3 protein-coding genes and 1 riboswitch are annotated in these 4,045 nt (G+C 63.2%); all 3 genes read left to right on the top strand.

All coding sequences use genetic code 11. The features are described from left to right. Positions 1-60 precede the first annotated feature (60 nt). A complete protein-coding gene (gene metK, locus VBE63_RS25520) occupies positions 61-1,230 on the top strand; it encodes a methionine adenosyltransferase (RefSeq protein ID WP_323685813.1) in 1,170 nt (389 codons plus the stop codon). A 143-nt stretch (positions 1,231-1,373) separates the two neighbouring features. Then, a riboswitch (S-adenosyl-L-homocysteine riboswitch) is annotated at positions 1,374-1,458 on the top strand. 20 nt (positions 1,459-1,478) lie between these two features. Further along, a complete protein-coding gene (ahcY, locus tag VBE63_RS25515) occupies positions 1,479-2,885 on the top strand; it encodes an adenosylhomocysteinase (RefSeq protein ID WP_323685812.1) in 1,407 nt (468 codons plus the stop codon). A gap of 307 nt (positions 2,886-3,192) precedes the next feature. Next, positions 3,193-4,045, top strand: an 853-nt coding sequence (gene metF, locus VBE63_RS25510; RefSeq protein WP_323685811.1) for a methylenetetrahydrofolate reductase [NAD(P)H], incomplete at its 3' end; no start/stop codon positions are given.

Here is a 4,045-nt window from a genome sequence, read left to right as displayed (position 1 = left end):
CGGCGCGACTGGCCTTCTGCCGGTAGCCTGTAGCGGACCCCAGCGAGAGATCTTGCTTACATGTCAGAGAATTTCATCTTCACCTCAGAATCTGTCTCTGAGGGCCATCCGGATAAGGTTGCCGACCAGATCTCGGATGCTGTCCTCGACAACATCCTGGCCAACGACAGCAACCCCGAGCACGCTCGCGTCGCTTGCGAGACCATGATCAAGACCGGCGCGGTCATCGTCGCCGGTGAGATCACCACCGATCACTGGGTCGACTTCGACGAGCTCGTGCGTGGCGTTGTCAACGATATCGGCTACAACAACTCCGATGTCGGTTTCGACGGCAGCACCTGCGCGGTGATGTCACTCGTCGGCAAGCAGTCGACCGACATCGCCCAAGGCGTCGATCGCACCAGCCCGGAAGAGCAAGGCGCTGGCGACCAGGGCCTGATGTTCGGCTATGCCACCAACGAGACCGATGTGCTGATGCCAGCACCCATCACCTACGCCCACCGGCTGGTCGAGCGCCAGTCCGAGATGCGCAAGGAGCGAGTGCTCGAGTGGCTGCGCCCGGACGCCAAGAGCCAGGTGACCATGCGCTATGAAGGCGGCAAGGTTGCCGCAGTCGATGCCATCGTGCTCTCGACCCAGCATGATCCGGACATCGACTACAAGCACCTGCAGGAAGCGGTGATGGAGAACATCATCAAGCCGGTGATCCCGACCGAGTGGATGCACAAGGACACCAAGATCCACATCAACCCGACCGGCAGCTTCGTCATCGGCGGACCCGTCGGCGACTGCGGCCTGACCGGGCGCAAGATCATCGTCGATACCTACGGCGGCATGGCCCGTCATGGTGGTGGCGCCTTCTCCGGCAAGGACCCGTCCAAGGTCGACCGCTCAGCGGCTTATGCGGGTCGTTATGTGGCCAAGAATGTGGTTGCTGCGGGCCTCGCCGAGCGCTGCGAGATCCAGATCTCCTATGCCATTGGCGTTGCCGAGCCGACCTCGATCTCAGTCGAGACCTTCGGTACCGCTAAGATCGATGAAGATCGCATCGCCCTGCTAGTGCGCGAACACTTCGACCTGCGCCCCTATGCGCTGATCAAGATGCTCGATCTGGTCAAGCCGATCTACCGCAAGACCGCGGCCTACGGCCATTTCGGACGCGAGCTGCCCGAGTTCAGCTGGGAGCGCACCGACAAGGCTGCGGCACTGAAGGACGCCGCTGGGCTCTAACGCCGATGGCGCGGCGCCACCCCGGACGTTGAATCGCGAGCGATTGGTGTTCGTGCAACAGACGCCCAACCGTCAGGGGACATCGCCATCCTGAAACCAGGGAGCATCCGTCTCACGAGAGCCTCCCACTGACCGACCTAATCCCGCGCGAGGAGCGCTGCAACAGGACCCATCATCGTCCTGCCAGGCTCGCGAAGGGACCATTCAGATCAACGGCGCTCACTCAAGATACTCAGGAGCTGAATACCATGAGTGAGTTTAACGACTACAAGGTTGCCGACATCGCCCTCGCCGACTTCGGCCGCAAAGAGCTGAACATCGCCGAGACCGAGATGCCCGGCCTGATGGCGCTGCGCAAGAAGTACGGCCCGAGCCAGCCGCTCAAGGGCGCGCGCATCACCGGCAGCCTGCACATGACCATCCAGACCGCGGTCCTCATTGAGACCCTGGTCGAGCTCGGCGCCGAGGTGCGCTGGTGCTCGTGCAACATCTTCTCGACCCAGGACCATGCCGCCGCCGCCATGGCCGCGCGCGGCATCCCGGTCTATGCCTGGAAGGGCGAGACCCTGGAAGAGTACTGGTGGTGCACCGAGCAGGTGGTGAACTGGCCCGACGGCAAGGGTCCGAACATGATCCTCGACGACGGCGGCGACGCCACCCTGCTGGTGCACAAGGGCGTCGAGTTCGAGAAGGCTGGCGCCGTCCCCGCCCCCACCGCCGATGACGACGAAGAGATGACCGCCGTGCTTGGCGTGCTCGGCCGCACCTTCGAGCGCGACCGCGAGCACTGGCACAAGCTCGCCAAGGACATCAAGGGCGTCACCGAGGAGACCACCACCGGCGTGCATCGTCTCTACGAGATGTTCAACAAGGGCAGCCTGTTGTTCCCGGCGATGAACGTCAACGACTCGGTCACCAAGTCCAAGTTCGACAACCTCTATGGTTGCCGCGAGTCCTTGGTCGACGCGATCAAGCGCGCCACCGATGTGATGATCGCCGGCAAGGTCGCGGTGGTCTGCGGCTACGGCGACGTCGGCAAGGGTTCGGCGGCCTCGCTGCGCGGCCTCGGCGCCAACGTCTGGGTCACCGAGATCGATCCGATCTGCGCCCTGCAGGCGGCGATGGAAGGCTACCGCGTGGTGCGTCTCGAGGACGTCATCGACCAGGCCGACATCTTCGTCACCGCCACCGGCAACCGCGACATCATCACCGCCGAGCACATGGCGGGGATGAAGGATCAGGCCATCGTCTGCAACATCGGCCACTTCGACAACGAGATCCAGGTCAACAAGCTCAAGGATCTGGAGTGGATCGAGATCAAGCCACAGGTCGATCAGATCATCTTCCCCGATGGTCACCGCATCACCCTGCTGGCGCGCGGTCGCCTGGTCAACCTTGGCTGTGCCACCGGCCATCCGAGCTTCGTGATGTCGAACTCGTTCACCAACCAGGTCCTAGCCCAGATCGAGATCTTCAACAAGCCGGATGAGTACCCGCTGGGCGTGCACATCCTGCCCAAGCATCTCGATGAAGAGGTCGCGCGGCTGCACTTGGAGAAGGTTGGCGCCAAGCTGACCCAGCTCTCGCCCGAGCAGGCCGCCTATATCGGCGTCACCGTTGAGGGGCCGTTCAAGTCCGATCACTACCGGTACTGAGCGAGGTCGCGCCCGAGCGTCGCGTTGAGCGGCGCTCGGGCTGATGCTGGCTGATCCTTGCGACGTTCGGCCCTGAGCACCCTCTGCCCAGGGCCGTTTGCGTACCCATCCCCGGACCCTGTCGGCGACGCGCTCCGACTCACGACTCGCACTCGGCACACACGCCGAGCGGTTATCGGCACTGACCGCTCATCCTGTGCATCGCCACCCGGAACCTGAAGCCACTGTTTCAGGCTATCGGACATCCCGCGTCGCCATCCCGGACGAGGAAACCTCTGTTTCACGGTAAAGACGACCGGAGACCTCCATGACCGACCTTAACGACCGCACCTTCAGCTTCGAGCTGTTCCCGCCCAAGACCGACGAGGGCATGGACAAGCTCAAGACCACCGTCCAACGGCTCAACGCCGTCCATCCACGTTATTTCTCCTGCACCTATGGCGCCGGCGGATCGACCCGCGAGCGCACCTTCGCCACCGTCGACTGGCTGCGCGCGCAAGGCATCGACACCGCCCCGCATCTGGCCTGCATCGGTTCGGAGAAGGACGAGATCCGCGACATCGTCGGCCATTACATCGACAAAGGCATCAACCGCCTGGTCGCGCTGCGTGGCGACATGCCCTCCGGCATGGGTCGCACCGGCCTTGGCACCTTCCGCTACGCCAACGAACTGGTGAGCTTTTTGCGCGAGGAATACGGCGATCGCTTCACCATCGAGGTCGCCGCCTACCCCGAGTTTCATCCGCAGGCACGCAACGCCCAGGCCGATCTCGAGAACTTCAAGCGCAAGGTCGAGGCCGGCGCTGATGCGGCGATCACCCAGTATTTCTACAGCGCCGAGGCCTACTTCTGGTTCGTCGAGGAATGCCAACGGATGCGGATCGAGGTGCCCATCGTCGCGGGCATCATGCCGATCAGCAACTATTCGCAGTTGGCGCGCTTCTCGGATGCCTGCGGCGCCGAGATCCCGCGCTGGATCAGAAAGCGACTCGAAGGCTTTGGCGATGACAAGGAATCGATCCGCGGCTTCGGCCATGATGTGGTGCTCGAACTTTGCCAGCGACTGCTCGATGGCGGAGCGCCCGGGCTGCACTTCTACACCATGAACCAGGCGGCACCGACGCTGAAACTCTGGCGCGAGCTGGGCTTGCCCGAGGCTG

The sequence above is a fragment of the Lamprobacter sp. genome (genome assembly GCF_034860625.1).
GTDB lineage: Bacteria > Pseudomonadota > Gammaproteobacteria > Chromatiales > Chromatiaceae > Lamprobacter.
Note: the sequence above shows the minus strand (reverse complement) of the source record. Positions and strands in the feature narration are given on the sequence as shown.